At 39.4% G+C, this 12,625-nt stretch carries 16 protein-coding genes; 5 read left to right on the top strand and 11 right to left on the bottom strand.

Annotated features, from left to right (window positions below; translation table 11 throughout):
* Positions 1-8 precede the first annotated feature (8 nt).
* From U5B17_RS00675 to recO, 3 genes are read left to right on the top strand one after another with little or no spacing between them, the layout of a single operon-like run.
* A complete protein-coding gene (locus tag U5B17_RS00675) occupies positions 9-1,010 on the top strand; it encodes a LapA family protein (RefSeq protein ID WP_430803446.1) in 1,002 nt (333 codons plus the stop codon).
* Entirely contained in the window at positions 1,007-1,927 is a 921-nt protein-coding gene (locus U5B17_RS00680) for a tRNA dihydrouridine synthase (RefSeq protein WP_430803447.1), read from the top strand. Before U5B17_RS00675 ends, U5B17_RS00680 begins: the two co-directional genes overlap by 4 nt.
* Entirely contained in the window at positions 1,927-2,541 is a 615-nt protein-coding gene (gene recO / locus U5B17_RS00685; RefSeq protein WP_430803448.1) for a recombination protein RecO, read from the top strand. The genes U5B17_RS00680 and recO overlap by 1 nt, the downstream gene beginning before the upstream one ends.
* 1 nt (position 2,542) lies before the next feature.
* Here the strand turns inward: recO and U5B17_RS00690 are convergent, their stop codons facing one another.
* The 5 genes from U5B17_RS00690 to U5B17_RS00710 are packed head-to-tail and all read right to left on the bottom strand — an operon-like array spanning position 2,543 to position 5,336.
* The gene (locus tag U5B17_RS00690; RefSeq protein ID WP_430803449.1) at positions 2,543-2,758 is read right to left on the bottom strand and encodes an acetyltransferase; all 216 of its coding nucleotides are present in this window, start codon (positions 2,756-2,758) and stop codon (positions 2,543-2,545) included.
* A gap of 9 nt (positions 2,759-2,767) precedes the next feature.
* Positions 2,768-3,460 (bottom strand): peptidoglycan editing factor PgeF, encoded by a 693-nt coding sequence (gene pgeF, locus U5B17_RS00695; RefSeq protein WP_430803450.1) that lies wholly within the window; start codon positions 3,458-3,460, stop codon positions 2,768-2,770.
* Positions 3,461-3,462: 2 nt separating this feature from the next.
* Positions 3,463-4,074: a riboflavin synthase gene (locus U5B17_RS00700; RefSeq protein WP_430803451.1), complete on the bottom strand. Its 612-nt coding sequence runs from the start codon at positions 4,072-4,074 to the stop codon at positions 3,463-3,465.
* A gap of 4 nt (positions 4,075-4,078) precedes the next feature.
* Positions 4,079-4,876, bottom strand: coding sequence for an ABC transporter substrate-binding protein (locus U5B17_RS00705; RefSeq protein ID WP_430803452.1), 798 nt, complete (start codon positions 4,874-4,876; stop codon positions 4,079-4,081).
* A 4-nt stretch (positions 4,877-4,880) separates the two neighbouring features.
* Entirely contained in the window at positions 4,881-5,336 is a 456-nt protein-coding gene (locus tag U5B17_RS00710; RefSeq protein ID WP_430803453.1) for a DUF411 domain-containing protein, read from the bottom strand.
* 103 nt (positions 5,337-5,439) lie between these two features.
* Between U5B17_RS00710 and U5B17_RS00715 the strand changes: the two genes are divergently transcribed.
* On the top strand, positions 5,440-6,240 hold the full coding sequence (locus U5B17_RS00715; protein ID WP_430803454.1) for a M48 family metallopeptidase: 801 nt from the start codon (positions 5,440-5,442) through the stop codon (positions 6,238-6,240).
* 32 nt (positions 6,241-6,272) lie between these two features.
* On the opposite strand, the gene U5B17_RS00720 is transcribed toward U5B17_RS00715, so the two are convergent.
* The 6 genes from U5B17_RS00720 to U5B17_RS00745 form a co-directional block, all read right to left on the bottom strand.
* Positions 6,273-7,277, bottom strand: a complete 1,005-nt coding sequence (locus U5B17_RS00720; RefSeq protein ID WP_430803455.1) for a beta-ketoacyl-ACP synthase III — start codon at positions 7,275-7,277, stop codon at positions 6,273-6,275.
* Positions 7,278-7,281: 4 nt separating this feature from the next.
* Complete coding sequence (plsX, locus tag U5B17_RS00725; protein ID WP_430803456.1) at positions 7,282-8,271, bottom strand: phosphate acyltransferase PlsX; 990 nt, start codon at positions 8,269-8,271, stop codon at positions 7,282-7,284.
* Between the two features lies 1 nt (position 8,272).
* Positions 8,273-8,419 (bottom strand): 50S ribosomal protein L32, encoded by a 147-nt coding sequence (gene rpmF, locus U5B17_RS00730; RefSeq protein WP_212140143.1) that lies wholly within the window; start codon positions 8,417-8,419, stop codon positions 8,273-8,275.
* A gap of 12 nt (positions 8,420-8,431) precedes the next feature.
* Entirely contained in the window at positions 8,432-8,788 is a 357-nt protein-coding gene (locus U5B17_RS00735) for a DUF177 domain-containing protein (protein WP_430803457.1), read from the bottom strand.
* A 14-nt stretch (positions 8,789-8,802) separates the two neighbouring features.
* Positions 8,803-9,216: a nucleoside-diphosphate kinase gene (gene ndk / locus U5B17_RS00740; protein WP_430803458.1), complete on the bottom strand. Its 414-nt coding sequence runs from the start codon at positions 9,214-9,216 to the stop codon at positions 8,803-8,805.
* A 99-nt stretch (positions 9,217-9,315) separates the two neighbouring features.
* A complete protein-coding gene (locus U5B17_RS00745) occupies positions 9,316-9,600 on the bottom strand; it encodes a 4Fe-4S binding protein (RefSeq protein ID WP_430803459.1) in 285 nt (94 codons plus the stop codon).
* 139 nt (positions 9,601-9,739) lie between these two features.
* Between U5B17_RS00745 and uvrA the strand changes: the two genes are divergently transcribed.
* A complete protein-coding gene (gene uvrA / locus U5B17_RS00750; protein WP_430803460.1) occupies positions 9,740-12,580 on the top strand; it encodes an excinuclease ABC subunit UvrA in 2,841 nt (946 codons plus the stop codon).
* The last annotated feature ends 45 nt before the right edge of the window (positions 12,581-12,625 follow it).

Below are 12,625 nucleotides of genomic sequence, written 5' to 3' on the forward strand. Positions count from 1 at the left end.
GAGAAAGTATGAAAACTAGACGGTTTGTTATCTATTCTATTATATATGTTGCTATTGTTGCATTTTGTGCATTCATGATAACAGATGCGGGCTCATACTCATTAAATTTGCTTGGTTATGAGATAAATTTACCACTTGCCGTTTGGTTTGCTATCCCAGTTGCGGTATTTGCTATACTGGCGATACTTCACATCTTTTTTCATAGCCTTGGAGTTTATAAATATAAGCGAGACATAAAACGCGATAGGTCGCTTTATAAAGATATGCTAAAGGAGATCTTTCTTGGTCTTGCAAGTAATAAAGAATTTAAAACTGATATTTTTAAAATCCCAGCTGCAGCTACTCGCATACTATCGCCTTGGGGGTTATATAAAGATCTAAGCATAGGTGATGAAGATATCGCAAATGTTGTAAATGTGGTAAATAGTGTTAAAAATGGTAATGTAGTAGATATAAAGAAATTTAAACTTTCAAAGGATAATGCTTTATTTTTACAAAATGAAAAAAATAAGATAAATACACAACCAAACTACTACATAGAGATTTTAAAAGACGCTATGGCGCATGAAAGCTTAAAAGAGTGTGCTAGACTTAAACTTTTGGCTAAGGCAGAATTTGCTGACATAAAGCGCTACGCAGGTACGCTTAGTTCAGATGAGGTTATGGACTTGCTTGAACGCTATAAAAATGACAGCATAAGCATAAATTATGATGAAATTTTTGAACTTTTAGATGAAGATAAGATAAGTCGTGAGCAGTATTTGCGTGCTGCTATAATGTTAAAAGATAAACTAAAGCCAGATACTTATAAAACAATATTTGAAAAACTTAGAAATTCTCACGCAGATGCTGATGAGGCCTATATATACGCGCTTTATGAGCTTGTTATGCTTGATGATGTTAGGGAGGCTATTGCAAATAGCGATGTTGATGAGTTTATCAAGATAAAAACTCTGCTTTATCTGCGTGAAAATGGTAAAAGTGTCCCTAGTTCGCTCTTTTTTAAATGATAGATTTTAGTAAAAAACCTCTATTTCTTGCTCCTTTGGCAGGTTTTTCTGACTTGCCCTTAAGAAGTGTTGTTAAGCGTTTTGGCTGTGATGTAAGCGTGAGCGAGATGATAAGCGCAAATGCACTTGTTTATGATAGTGCAAAAAGTATTGATATGCTTAAAAAATCCCCAAATGAGACACCTTATATAGTACAAATAGCTGGCAATGATAAAGAAAATATTAAAAAAGCAGTTGGTATCATAAATAAATTTGATGGCATAGATGGCATAGATCTAAACTGTGGTTGCCCAGTTCCAAAGGTCGTGCGCCAATGCTCTGGCTCTGCACTCTTAAAAGATCTTGATCTGCTTAAAATTTTACTTGAAACCATAAAAAAAACTTCAAACAAAAAACTACTAAGTGCCAAAGTAAGGCTTGGTTTTGATGAAAAAATCCCAGAAGCTATCGCTAAGGCTTGCGAAGAGGCTGGGGTTGATTATATAGCTGTGCATGGACGAACTAGGGCTGGAGGATATAGTGCTGATGTTGATTATTTAGCGATAAAAGCAGCAAAAGATGTCATAAAAATTCCACTAATCGCAAATGGCGATATAGATGCTACAAATGCGGCGGATGTACTAGCTAAAACTGGTGCGGACGCACTAATGATAGGTCGAGCAAGTATTGGTAAACCTTGGATATTTAGCGAGATAAAAAGTGGCAAGAGTGTAAGTGGTGAGTTAAAAAAAGAGATCATCTTGGCTCATTTTGACGCGATGATAGAGCACTATGGCACGCAGGGTGCTTATATATTTCGTAAGCATTTACACCAGTATAGCAAGGGCATGAGCGAGGCTAGTAGCTTTCGTGATGAGATCAATCGCATAACCGACATATCGCTAATGCGAGAGAAAATTTCTGTATTTTTTGCCTAATGCAAGGCTACATTTTACACACACAAAAAGTTAAGGACGAGGATCTGCTTGTCTTTATTTTGACGAAAGAATATCTTGTAAAAAGTTATAGATTTTATGGTGCGAGACATCCAAATATCATGCTTGGGCATAAGATTGACTTTGAGCTTGTTGAAAATATAAAATTTCTGCCACATCTTAGAAATGTCATACATCTTGGCTTTATTTGGCAGCTTAATCGCGAGCGACTGCTTATCTGGCAGCAGTTTATGCGGCTAGTTTTTACTCATCTAAAAGATGTAGATGAGGTTGAGAGTGTTTATTTTGCCCAGCTTGAAAACTGTGCTCAAAAATTTGAAAAACAAAACCCAAAACGCCTAATCATCGAAAGCTATGTAAGAATTTTAGAGCATGAAGGCAGGCTTCATAGTGAGCTTGAATGCTTTGTCTGTGATGAGCGTATAAGCGGTAAAATTTGCCTTGTACGCGGCTTTTTACCAGCTCATGATAGCTGTTTGAATCAGGCTGGTTTTTCGCATGAAAAGATAGAAAAACTATTTAACACTAAAAGCACGGCATGGCTTGATGATATTGATGTAGAGCGGCTTTATCAAATTTTACTTGAAGGTTTTTAGTCTATTTGCTTAGCTGCACATCTTGTTCAATTTGCATTAAATTCATAAAAATTTCTTCAATATTTGCACGCTCACCATCGCTTAGATGTAGCTTTGGTACTTTTAAAAATTGGTTTACTAATGCTTCGTTTTGCAGTGTTTCAACGCCAAATTTCTTAGCATTTTCTACTATTTTTAACGCTCGTAAGTCTTGATGTTTAAAATTTTCATAGCCCATTTTTTGCCTTTATTTTAGCATGATAACACCAGCAAAGCGTCCAGTCGTGCCATCTTTGCGGTATGAAAAGTAGCGGTTATCGCAGTGTGTGCAAGTAGAGTCAAAGTATAAGTTTTTTATATCAAGCTTACTAAACTCATCTTTTAAAGCCGCATTCATATCAAAATTTTCACCAATTTTAAAGCGCTCAAAGTCTCCTAGGTCTAGCTTGCCTACCTCATAGCAGCTACCTTTGATATTTGGTCCAACAAAAACGATGAGATCTTTTGAGTGCGAGTCAAATACGCTTTGCATCATAGTTATGGCTTTGGTGCAAATTTTAGCCATTACGCCAGCTCTACCAGCGTGTAAAGCAGCTATGACTTGGTGGGAGGCGTCATATATTAGCACTGGCGAGCAGTCTGCGACCATGACGCAAAGTGCAAGACCTTTTAAGCTTGTAATGACACCGTCACACTCTTTTGGCTCATCATCTTCGTGTTGTAGAATTTTTACTATGTCAGAGTGTGTTTGATTCATAAATTTTATCTTTTTTGCTCCGATAAAATTTGCTAAAATTTTGCGATTGTGTGCTACATTTGCACTATTATCGCCTACATGATCGCCTAAATTTAGACTTTGATAAGGCGGCTTGCTTACTCCATTAAAGCGATTGCTAAAGCCAGCTGTTACAAATTTATCATTAAGCTTAAACTCAAACATCGCTAATACAAACTTGCAATATGCTGTGCCTCATCCCAGCTCATACTTTTTTTAGAAAAACCAAGCTGGTGTGCGACATATCTAGCCAAAAGATCACTTTCAACATTTACTCGCCTTCCGACTTTAAACTCGTTAAAAAGACTCTCTTTAAAAGTTATCGGTATGATAGTTAGCCGAATGGTATTTTTAAAAACCTCATTTATGGTAAGACTTACACCATCGATACACACGCTACCTTTATTTGCCATAAGTGCCATCACTTCATCTGGTAGTTCTATTAAAACATCAACTCCATTTTCATGTCTGTTTATCTGTTTTATCTTGCCAATAGCATCGATATGACCTTGCACCAAATGCCCATCTATGCGATCACCAAGGCACATCGCCGGCTCTATATGCACCTTACCTTTTAGGTTTTCTATCGCGATATTATTGCGAGTTTCCGCTGAGAGCTCTACGCTAAAACCATCTGTAAAGATCTCTGTGACGCTAAGACAAGCGCCATTTACTGCAACACTATCGCCTAAATTGGGTCTATGTCTAGCCTTTAGCCTTAGCGTGTTGTTTGTATAACTTAGTACAGTTGCTAGTTCTCTTATTAGTCCATTAAACATTTTGTTACTTTAAAGCGTTGTAAATTTCATCTATTGCGACTTTTATGCGAGGTGTTGCGCGTAAAAGAAGAGGCGAGTTTATGGCAATCACCTTGCTATTTTTTACAGCATTTAGCTCTTTAAAATTTTGATTTTGCGTAAAATCCTCTGCTAAAACATCCATGCCATCGACTATGACGATAAAGTCGGGATTTAGCTTTAGCATTTGTTCATCGCTTATGCTTATGTTTGATTGGGTTGAAAAATTTGCTACATTTTTAAAACCAAGCCGTTTTAAAATATCACCTGCTAGCGTATTTTCGTTTAGTAGCGATATAGGACTTATTGTAAAAACTATCGCTACTTTTTTACCTGCAAATGGCTTGTTGTTAAATTTCTTAAAACTTTGCTCAAGTTCGTCTATCAAAACTTCTGCACACTCTTTTCTTTGCGTTATGGTGGCAAGGGTATTGATGTTTTCATAAATTTCATCTACACTATTGGCATTTAGCAAAAGTGTTTTTATACCAAGAGAGTTTAGAGTGTCTGAAAGCCCATTTTCGTGAAAAATATTTGTTAGCACTAACTCAGGTTTAAGCTCTAAAATTTTATCTATATCAGGTGAGATATAGCTACCCACTGTTTTGAGCTTTGATGTCTTTTCATGTGGCCAAATTTGTGAGTTGCTAAGTGGTGCTATAGCTATTATCTCATCTTGCGCATCAAGAGAGTAGAGTATCTCAACTCCACTTGGCTCAAGTGCTATTATCCTTGCGAAGGAAAAATTTAACAAGCAAAGGAGCAAGATGACTGTTTTTTCCATAGGATTACTTTATCTTTTCACTACCGATATAGGTTGCAAAAATTTCATATGAGCCATCTTTTTTAAACAAAACAACATCATACTGCTCTGGTGTGCCACCTTGTTCCATCCCAGGGCTTTCAAGAGGCATACCAGGCACACTAATGCCAACGACGCCAGTTGGCTTTAGCTCAAGTAGGCGTTTAACTTCTGCTGGTGGGACATGACCTTCAACAACATATCCTTCAACCACTCCAGTATGGCAGCTTGTTAGCTCAAGCGGAACGCTAAAATTTGCTTTGACTTTTATCTGCTCATCACTCATGATAGTCTTTGTCTCAAAGCCAGCTTCACGCATCTTTTCTTCCCACTTACTGCAACAACCACAGCTTGGAGACTTATAAACCTCGACTAAATTTGCTGCAAAACAAGATGCACTAAGCAGTAAAACACTAGTTATGATTTTGTTGAAATTTTTCATGTTTATCCTTTAAAATTTAAAAAGATGATACATTATAGATTTAAATTTAAAATTAATATGATAGACTTATACAAAAAATATATAAATTTCTTAGGAAAAAAAGATGAAAAAAATTTTACTCTTTGCTGTCTCGGTACTCTTTTTTGTAGGTTGTTTTATGAGTACGACAAGTGGTGGGCTTGTCGGCGTTGATAATCGTCAGTTGCTTTTGGTTTCATCTGAAAGTATGAATGAAAGCGCAAGGTTATCTTATGCCAAAACTGTTATGGGGGCAAAAAGTAAGGGTACACTAAATGTTAATAAAGAGATGACAAAGCGGGTTCAAGCAATATCGGCAAAACTCATAAAACAGGTTGGTGTATTTAGAGAAGATGCGTTAAAATGGGGCTGGCAAGTTAATGTCATAAATGAAAATACCCTAAATGCTTGGTGTATGCCAGGCGGTCGTATCGTAGTTTATAGCGGGATAATTGAGCGCTTAAAGCTTACTGATGGCGAACTGGCTGCTATTATCGGACACGAGATAGCACATGCATTAAGGGAGCATGGCCGTGAGCAAGCTAGCGCCGACCAGGTAAAGGGTATTGGTATTTTTGCGATAGCAGCTGCTACTGGTATAGGTAATGAGGGTGCTTCACTACTTAATCAACTTGCGCAGTACGGCATAAGCCTACCATTTTCTAGAGAGCATGAAACGCAAGCTGACCGCATAGGAACTGAGCTCATGGCAAGAGCTGGGTATGATCCAAGAGAGGCTATAAATGTTTGGGTTAAGATGAAGCAAGTTAGTGGCTCGAGTGTGCCTGAGTTTATGAGTACGCATCCATCAAATGAAAGCAGGATAGCTGATTTACAAGAGGTTGCTAAAAAGGTTATGCCACTTTATGAAAAAAGTAAGGGTTAGAATTTGCTTCTTATGGTAAAGAATTTAATTTTTTAAAGTTCGCTAAAATTTTTTCCGCCAAATTTTAGTATAGCAGATCCCCAAGTAAAGCCACCACCAAATGCGTCAAGTAGTAAAACAGAGCCAGTTTTTATACGCCCATCTTCATAGGCATCATTTAGCGCCATTGGTATGGACGCTGAGCTTGTGTTGCCATATTTCGCAACTGTTAGCACGCATTGCTCGTCGGTAAAGTCAAGGCGTTGCTTGACTGCTTCAATGATACGGATATTTGCTTGATGCGGGATGAAAAAGTCTATATCGCGGCTTGTTAGATTGTTGTGTTCTAAGATGTCTATCACGCTTTTTGTGAGTGTTTGAACAGCGATCTTAAACACTTCGTTGCCAGCCATGTGGATAAAATTTAGCTTATCATGTAGCATTTTTTCATTTGCTGGGTGGGCGCTGCCACACCCAGGAGTGATTAAAAGCTCGCCTTGTGAGCCGTCGCTTGCGGTATGAACATCTAAAATTTCATTATTATCGCTTGCACTGATAACCGCTGCACCTGCACCATCGCCAAAAAGTATGCAAGTGCTACGATCTTCGTAATTTACTATGCTGCTAAGTTTTTCTGCGCCGATGATTAGGACATTTTTCTTTGCGCTACTCTCAACGAGTGACTTTGCAAGCTCAAGAAGATAGATAAAACCAGTACAAGCAGCACTTATGTCAAAGGCTGTTATGCCAAAATTTAGCCCCAAATTTGAAGCGATTTTACACGCAGTAGAGGGCATACATAGATGATCGGGGCTTATTGTAGCGCATATGACCGCATCTATCTGTGATTTATCAAGCCCAGAGCGTGCGATAGCTAGTTTGCCAGCCCTTGTGCCAAGATCGCTTGTGATCTCGTCTGTTGCGATATGACGCTCCTTGATGCCTGTACGCTTTATGATCCATTCGTCGCTGGTTTCTACCATTTTCTCAAGGTCAAAATTTGTTAAAACACCGCTAGGAACATAAGATGCGATAGAAATGAGTGAGGCTTTTGGCATGCTTTTACTTTGTAAAGTTCGTAACTTCTTGTTCTATTACACTATTTATGTTTGAGTCGGCGAAATTTATAGCCTGAAATATAGCATTTTTGATGGCTTTTGAGTTACTTTTGCCGTGGCTGATTATAACGCAGCCATTTACGCCTAGGAGTGGTGCACCACCATACTCATCGTAGCTTATTTGCTTTTTGAGGGTTGAAAATACTTTTTTCATAAGTACTGACCCAGCTATTGCAACAGGGGAGCGCTTAACCTCTTTTTTTATGATCTTTGTGATAGCTTCTGCTACGCCTTCGCTGGTTTTTAAAAGTATATTTCCTATAAAACCATCACAAACGACCACATCTACGCTTCCATCAAAAACCTGCCCACCCTCGGCGTTGCCAACAAAGCTTTTTAAATTTAAAAGTATCTCATAAGCCTCTTTGCTTACTTCATTTCCTTTGCTTTTTTCTTCGCCATTTGATAAAAGCCCAATTTTTGGGGACTTGCGATTTAAAATCTCTTTCGCATATGCTTCACCCATGATCGCAAACTGAAATAGATGCTCTGCTTTGCAATCAACATTTGCTCCAACATCTAGCACAAGCGTGCTAGTACCATTTGAGTTTGGCATAAGTGTTGCGATAGCTGGACGAGATATGCCCTTAAGTCTGCCTAGTCTTAATGTTGCAAGACTCATAGTTGCTCCACTATGACCAGCAGATACGACTGCATCGGCTATACCAGTTTTAACAAGCTCAACGGACTTATATATCGTGCTCTCTTTGCGCTTTAGTGCGTCGGTTGCGCCATCACCCATCGAAACAACTTCGCTAGCTTCGATAAATTCTATATTTTTGAGTAAATTTGTTGGTATAAGTGGCTTGATTGCATTGCTATCGCCGACAAGTAGCGCTGAAAATTTTCTCTCTTTTAACGCCTCTACAACGCCAGTTACGATAGGCTCGGGACCAAAGTCCCCTCCCATAGCATCAATAGCAATGCGAACCATCTTAATATTCGCCAGTTGTTTTGTTAATTCGGTGTGGCATTTTCCACGATCCGTCTTTGTCTTTAACAGGAACCGGAAGTGTTACTTTATAGTGTGTTCTGCGCTTTGCTGCACGAGTGTGGCTTACTCTTCGCTTTGGTACTGCCATTTTGATCTCCTTTTATAAATTTTTACAATTTTTGCAATAAAAATAATCGCTCTTATAAGCTTCAACTTCGCTTACAAAAACTTCATCTAATTCTATTTCATTATCAAAAAATTCAATCACATCGCTAAATTCATTCTCGGCATCTTTGTAAATGCCATTACTTAACAACAAATCGACATCTTGATTTATCAAAAGTGAAATTTCCGCTCCACATCGATCGCAAATATGTGGTGTAGAGCCTGAAATTTTGCCTTTGCATTTTACGATTTTTGGGTTTTGATAGACCAAAAAACCACTAAATTTTAAGCCATCTTTCTCAAGCTCAAAATCGCTTGGTTGTTTTGTAATCTTATGAAAAGACAGCTTCAAATTTTGACCTTAAATTAGCAAATTTCTCTTGTTGCAAAGAAAAATGCGATCTCGTTTTTTGCATTTTCTAGGCTATCGCTACCATGAACAGCGTTTGCATCGATGCTATCAGCAAAGTCCGCCCTGATCGTGCCAGCAGCAGCTTCTTTTGGATTTGTAGCGCCCATTAGATCGCGGTTTTTAGCGACTGCATTTTCGCCTTCAAGAACCATAACAACAACTGGTCCGCTAACCATAAAATCAACCAAATCGTTAAAAAATGGTCTTTCGCTATGAACTGCGTAGAATGCCTTTGCGTCGCATTTGCTTAGCTTGACTTTTTTCATCGCAGCAACTCTAAGTCCGTTGCTCTCAAATCTATCGATGATTTTACCGATAACGCCCTTTTTAACAGCGTCTGGCTTAATAATAGAAAGTGTTTGTTGCATAGAATTTCCTTAATTGCTCAATCTTTTTAAAAGTTGGCAATTATATCAAAAAAAATAAAAAAAACAAAATTTGGGCTAAAGCTAGCCCAAATTTAGGGCTTAGCCTATAACGGCAGTTGAGCCAGTTCTTAGCTCTGCACCTATTTCCGCACGAGATGGCTGACCTGCATATGGAGCATCCCAAACGATACAGCCATCGGTTGGACAGGCTGATGCACAGGCTGGCTCGTCGTTATGACCGACACACTCAACGCATTTGTCGGCATAGACATAGTATGCATCCGCGCCAGTTGGGTTATCGCTATCATCGACGATCGCTGAAACTGGGCATTCATCGATACATGAGCCACAGCTGATGCAAATATCTGTTATTTTTACTGACATTTTTTCTCCTTAAATAATTTTAGATTGCTAGAATATCAAAATAAGCCTGAAAATGATATAAATCAATTTATTTAATTAATAAAATTTTTACCGCTTTTTGGCTATGATATTTGGTTAAAATTTTAAAAAAGAAGCCAAAATGAACGACACCATAAAAATCACCAGCGCACGCGAGCATAACCTAAAAAATATCAACCTACAAATCCCAAAAAACAAGCTTGTAGTCTTTACAGGACTTAGCGGAAGTGGCAAAAGTACGCTTGCATTTGATACGCTTTACGCCGAAGGACAAAGGCGCTATATGGAGAGCCTTTCTAGCTACGCAAGGCAGTTTTTAGACCGCGTAGCAAAGCCAGATGTCGATAAGATCGAAGGGCTTACTCCAGCCATCGCCATAGATCAAAAAACAACTTCTAAAAACCCACGCTCAACGGTTGGCACGATCACTGAAATTTATGACTATCTAAGGCTTTTATACGCTCGTGTAGGCACTCAGCACTGCCACAAATGCGGTAAGCCTATCTCAAAAATGTCCGCACAAGACATAATAAATGAAATTTCAAAGCTGCCAAATGATGCTAAAATCGTCCTTTATGCTCCACTAGTTCGTGAGAAAAAGGGCACTTGGGCGGATCTGATAGAAAATTTACGCCAAAAAGGCTATGTCCGCGCCCAAATAGATGGCGTGATGGTGCGACTGGATGAAGAGGTAGAGCTATCAAAAACCAAAAAGCATACGATAAAAGTAGTAATCGATCGCCTTGTTTTAAATGCTGAAAATAGGGTAAGACTAGCCCAAGATGTCGAAAAGGCACTAGGCGAGAGCTATGGTGAAGTAGAGGTTGAAATCTCAAACGCCGATGAGCTAGGCTTGGCGGAGAAATTTATCCATTACAGCGAGCATTTGGCGTGTTTTGACTGCAAAATTTCATTCACGCCGCTTGAGCCGCTTTCATTTAGCTTTAACAGCCCAAAGGGCGCGTGTGAGAGCTGTGATGGGCTTGGGATTCGTTACAGCCTTGATACGAGTAAGGTTATCGATGAGGACAAAAGCATAGAAAATGGCGCAGTAAAGCTACTTTATGGTTATAATATGAGCTATTATTATAAATTTATCCTTGCGTTTTGTGAGCAAAATGGCATTGATATCAAAAAGCCGTTTTATGAGCTAGATGACGATGAAAGACGCCTTGTGATGTATGGAAATGTAAAGCCAGTTGCGTTTTTTTGGAAAAGGCACAAGCTTGAGCGTGTATTTGAGGGCGTGATAAAAATTTCGCACGGACTGCTTAAAGATTATAAGGATTTTGATGAGTATATGACGGAAAAACGCTGCACGGACTGCGGTGGGCATCGCTTAAAACCGCAGTCTTTGGCGGTTAAAGTCGCTGGGCTTGGGCTTGGAGAGATTTTAGATATGAGTATCGAAAATGTAACGAAATTTTTTAGTGAAGCTAAAAATTTCGCCTATTTAAACGAGCAAGACAGCGTGATTGCTGCGCCTATTTTAAAAGAGATAAATGAGCGACTTTACTTTCTTTACGATGTTGGGCTTGGCTATCTCTCGCTAGGGCGCGACGCTAGGACGATTAGTGGCGGTGAAGCACAAAGGATTCGCATCGCAAGTCAGATAGGCTCTGGGCTAAGTGGGGTCATGTATGTGCTAGATGAGCCAAGTATCGGACTTCATGAAAGAGATACGCTAAAACTTATAAAAACGCTTAGAAATTTACAGCAAAAAGGCAACTCTGTAATCGTAGTCGAACACGATAAAAAGACGATAGAGCAGGCGGATTTTGTCGTAGATATAGGACCTGGGGCTGGGAAATTTGGCGGAGAGATAGTATTTGCTGGATGCGTGGCGGACTTGCTAAGAAGCAAAACACAGACAGCCGAGTATCTAAACGGCACAAAAACGATAAACTATCAGCAAAATCGCCCACAAGAAAAGTGGCTAGAAATCTCAAATGTAAATATTAATAATATAAAAAATTTAAGCGTGAAATTTCCGCTTAAAAACCTAGTCGGCATAACTGGTGTAAGTGGCTCTGGCAAAAGCTCACTTGTGCTTCAAACGCTACTGCCAGAGGCGCAAGAGCAGCTAAATAGAGCCAGAAAGGTCAAAAAAGTAGCAGGGGTGAGACTGGCTGGACTTGAAAATTTAGATAAAGTCATCTATCTTGATCAAAGCCCTATTGGACGCACTCCACGAAGTAACCCAGCCACATATACTGGCGTGATGGATGAGATTAGAAATTTATTTGCCCAGACCAAGGAGGCTAAGCTAAGGGGCTATAAAATAGGGCGTTTTAGCTTTAATGTCAAAGGCGGTCGCTGCGAAAAGTGCCAAGGCGAGGGCGAGATAAAGATCGAGATGCACTTTTTGCCCGATGTGATGGTCGTTTGCGATGCATGTCATGGCACGAGATATAACGAGCAGACGCTTGAAATTTTATACAAGGGCAAAAGTATCGCCGATGTGCTAAATATGAGTATTGACGAGGCGGTGGAGTTTTTTAAAGCTGTGCCAAAGATAAATCAAAAGCTTACAACATTGCAAGATGTGGGGCTTGGCTATGTAACACTGGGTCAAAACGCCACCACGCTAAGCGGCGGCGAGGCTCAGCGTGTAAAACTAGCCAAAGAGCTTAGCAGGAGTGATACTGGAAATACACTTTATGTGCTTGATGAGCCGACAACTGGACTTCATTTTGCCGATGTTGATAGGCTAACTCGTGTGCTTCATCATCTAGTTGAGCTTGGAAACTCGGTTTTTGTGATCGAGCATAATCTTGATGTGATTAAAAACTGCGACTATATCGTTGATATGGGACCAGAGGGAGGTGCTGGTGGCGGGCTTGTGATCGCGCAAGGCTCTGTTAAAGATGTGGCTAAAAATCATAAAAAAACTGGCAGTTATACGGGGAAATTTTTAGCGGAAGAGATTGAAGATATGAAGGGCAAAAGAGCTATCAAATGAATGCAAAGCTATATTTAAATAAGGCTATTTTGCAGTTTTCAAGAG

The sequence above is a fragment of the Campylobacter australis genome (assembly GCF_050586305.1).
Classification (GTDB): Bacteria; Campylobacterota; Campylobacteria; order Campylobacterales; family Campylobacteraceae; genus Campylobacter_A.

Excerpts from the sequence above, each read along its gene's own strand:
- U5B17_RS00675 (WP_430803446.1), top strand. The coding sequence starts at position 9 with ATGAAAACTAGACGGTTTGTTATCTATTCTATTATATATGTTGCTATT.
- U5B17_RS00680 (WP_430803447.1), top strand. The coding sequence starts at position 1,007 with ATGATAGATTTTAGTAAAAAACCTCTATTTCTTGCTCCTTTGGCAGGT.
- recO (WP_430803448.1), top strand. The coding sequence starts at position 1,927 with ATGCAAGGCTACATTTTACACACACAAAAAGTTAAGGACGAGGATCTG.
- U5B17_RS00690 (WP_430803449.1), bottom strand. The coding sequence starts at position 2,758 with ATGGGCTATGAAAATTTTAAACATCAAGACTTACGAGCGTTAAAAATA.
- pgeF (WP_430803450.1), bottom strand. The coding sequence starts at position 3,460 with ATGTTTGAGTTTAAGCTTAATGATAAATTTGTAACAGCTGGCTTTAGC.
- U5B17_RS00700 (WP_430803451.1), bottom strand. The coding sequence starts at position 4,074 with ATGTTTAATGGACTAATAAGAGAACTAGCAACTGTACTAAGTTATACA.
- U5B17_RS00705 (WP_430803452.1), bottom strand. The coding sequence starts at position 4,876 with ATGGAAAAAACAGTCATCTTGCTCCTTTGCTTGTTAAATTTTTCCTTC.
- U5B17_RS00710 (WP_430803453.1), bottom strand. The coding sequence starts at position 5,336 with ATGAAAAATTTCAACAAAATCATAACTAGTGTTTTACTGCTTAGTGCA.
- U5B17_RS00715 (WP_430803454.1), top strand. The coding sequence starts at position 5,440 with ATGAAAAAAATTTTACTCTTTGCTGTCTCGGTACTCTTTTTTGTAGGT.
- U5B17_RS00720 (WP_430803455.1), bottom strand. The coding sequence starts at position 7,277 with ATGCCAAAAGCCTCACTCATTTCTATCGCATCTTATGTTCCTAGCGGT.
- plsX (WP_430803456.1), bottom strand. The coding sequence starts at position 8,271 with ATGGTTCGCATTGCTATTGATGCTATGGGAGGGGACTTTGGTCCCGAG.
- rpmF (WP_212140143.1), bottom strand. The coding sequence starts at position 8,419 with ATGGCAGTACCAAAGCGAAGAGTAAGCCACACTCGTGCAGCAAAGCGC.
- ndk (WP_430803458.1), bottom strand. The coding sequence starts at position 9,216 with ATGCAACAAACACTTTCTATTATTAAGCCAGACGCTGTTAAAAAGGGC.
- U5B17_RS00745 (WP_430803459.1), bottom strand. The coding sequence starts at position 9,600 with ATGTCAGTAAAAATAACAGATATTTGCATCAGCTGTGGCTCATGTATC.
- uvrA (WP_430803460.1), top strand. The coding sequence starts at position 9,740 with ATGAACGACACCATAAAAATCACCAGCGCACGCGAGCATAACCTAAAA.